Consider the following 2,761-nt stretch of genomic DNA (forward strand, 5'->3'; position numbering starts at 1 on the left):
GATTTATACAGGGGGAAAAACCGTTATGATGAGATCAATGAGCTCTGCTGTTACTTCTTTGAAGAACCATCAGACAAAAATGGACGTAATAGGAAATAATATAGCAAACGTGAGTACTACAGCATATAAGGCTGCAAGAGTGACATTTAAAGACACCTTTAACCAAATGGTAAGAGGAGCATCAGGCACAAGCGTTGATAGAGGTGGTATCAACCCTAGTCAAGTAGGTCTAGGTATGACCACCAATAGTATAGACAATGCTATGGATCCGGGCAATATAGACTCTACCGGTATAGGTACAGACGTATTTATTTCAGGAGCAGGATTTTTTGAAGTAAAATCGGCAGACGGTGTATTTTACACTAGAGATGGTAACTTCACACCGGATGAAGAAGGTTATCTAGTAACTAGAGATGGTAGATTTGTACAAGGATATCAAGCGGATGCAAATGGAAACATAATAGAAACAAAAGATAGAATTAGAATACCACTTTCTGATATCAAAGAGCCAAGAGCTACAAAGAATGTAACTCTTGTAGGGAATCTTGACTCAAGAGCGGGAACTGGCATAGCCAAGATGCCAACTGACATAAAACAAATTTATAACATTATACCTGATGACCCTACTAAGGTACCTGCTACTTTCGGAGATAAGGGTAAATATTCTCTTAAAGGTGAATACTCAGACAATGACCAAGAAAAAAGAACAAGTATTATCGGGGCTACTGCTACGTTCAAGGTGTATGATACATTAGGTGGAGCACACACCATTAGAATAGATTTTATTAAACAAGGTACTCCACAGGATAGAAAATACGCATTACAGGTATTTTATGTATCTCCTGATGGAAAGTCTATGGTACCGGCAGATAGTACGACGATAAGTGGGATACCAACAAACGGAATCCAATTTAAAGAAGATGGTAAGTTAACTGATGACTCTAAAAAGGCATTAGAAAACTTTTCAGTAAAACTTATGACTAATGCAAATATAAATGGCTCAGAAGATGTAAATGCAAAAATTGATTTAACTGGAGTAACCATGTTTGAAACAAAAGGAGAAGTAAAATCTCAAACAAACGATGGTTACCCTCTAGGAAAAATGACAAAATTTAGCATTGGCAGTGATGGTATAGTAACGGCAATCTACAATAATGGTGATAGAAAAGCTTTAGGACAAATCGTGCTTGCTACATTTGCCAACGATAACGGTCTTATGAAAGAAGGGGACAACCTTTGGTCACCAACTCAAAACTCTGGAGACCCTAATATAGTCAAACCGGGCTCAGGCTCTGCCGGTGTACTTCAATCAGGAGCACTAGAAATGTCTAACGTAGACCTTGCAAAAGAATTTACTCAGATGATAATCACACAAAGAGGTTTCCAAGCAAATGCGAGAACAATTTCTACTACAGACCAAATGCTGGAAGAATTAGTAAATCTTAAACGTTAATAAAAACTTTTAAACATAATATATAATATAAAGTAAAGATTTAAAATGTGTGAAAGTTATATAAAATCAAATTATAAATTTAGCCGTAGGAATAGAGAACTGAGTTCTCTATTCCTTTTTTGTAAAAATTCTTAAAATTATTAGTATAATACAAAATTATACTAATTTACATAAGAAAATGTAGTATTAGTTTTAATTATAAAAATTTTTGCATGAGGTAGTAGCATAAATTCCTTTTTAATATGTATGCTACAATTTTCAAAGTAATTTAGTATTAGTATCAGTATCAGTTTTTTTCAAGGAAAAAACCATATTTTTTTTAAATAAAAACTATTAATCGATTTACAAATAAGTACAATCATGTTATAATATTCACGTTGATTTATCGTGCTTTTTATGCTGGTAACTCTTTAATTATTAGTACATAAACATTAAATACGAATAGGCAAAAAATTATTTTCTGTAGAAAGTAGGTTGAAAATTGATTAAATTAACTAGGCTTAATGGTAGCTCCTTTTTGCTCAACAGTGATTTAATAGAAATTGTTGATAGCACTCCTGATACAGTAATTACACTTTATAATGAACATAAATACCTAGTTAGAGAGTCAGCTGAGGATATAGTTAAATTAGTGACAGAATTTAGACAAAAAATAGGCTCTCAACTTACAGTGAGAAAAAGAGAGGGTGAATATTAATGGATTTAGCTACATTAATAGGATTTATTCTTTGTTTAGGTGCGATAGTTTTTGGTATCATATCTGGAGGACAAGGCTTTGGTACATATGTAGATATACCTTCAGTTTTCATAACAGTCCTTGGTTCTTTTGCTGCTACAATGATGGCATATCCATTGGATACATTTAAAAGTATGCCTAAATTTGTAGGAAAAGCATTTAAAGCACCAAATAATGACCCGGCAAAAACAATAAGACAAATAATTGAACTTGCAAACAAAGCGAGAAAAGATGGACTGCTGTCACTGGAAGAAGCATCAAATGAAATGAGCGATGATTTTCTAAAAAAAGGATTGATGCTTATAGTTGACGGCACTGATCCGGAATTGGTAAGAAATCTTTTAGAAACGGAATTGGATTTTATAGAAGAAAGACATAAACAAGGTCAAGGATTTTTGGAGATGCTTGCATCTATGGGACCTTCTTATGGTATGATAGGTACACTTATAGGTCTTATTGCAATGTTAAAAACTATGTCTGACGCATCTAGTATAGGGCCTTCAATGGCGGTAGCTCTTATAACAACATTGTATGGTTCAATGTTGGCGAACATGATTTTTACGCCTATAGCT

At 33.8% G+C, this 2,761-nt stretch carries 3 protein-coding genes; all 3 read left to right on the forward strand.

Annotated features, from left to right (window positions below; all coding sequences use genetic code 11):
- The coding region (locus tag BBG48_RS10600; RefSeq protein WP_243446788.1) for a flagellar hook protein FlgE at positions 1–1,453 on the forward strand (1,453 nt) is incomplete at its 5' end.
- A gap of 481 nt (positions 1,454–1,934) precedes the next feature.
- Positions 1,935–2,150, forward strand: coding sequence for a flagellar FlbD family protein (locus BBG48_RS10605; RefSeq protein WP_068911417.1), 216 nt, complete (start codon positions 1,935–1,937; stop codon positions 2,148–2,150).
- On the forward strand, positions 2,150–2,761 hold a 612-nt coding region (locus BBG48_RS10610; protein WP_116170986.1), incomplete at its 3' end, for a motility protein A. The genes BBG48_RS10605 and BBG48_RS10610, both read left to right, overlap by 1 nt.

Origin of the sequence: Criibacterium bergeronii, from assembly GCF_001693775.2 — a bacterium.
Classification (GTDB): Bacteria; Bacillota; Clostridia; order Peptostreptococcales; family Filifactoraceae; genus Peptoanaerobacter; species Peptoanaerobacter bergeronii.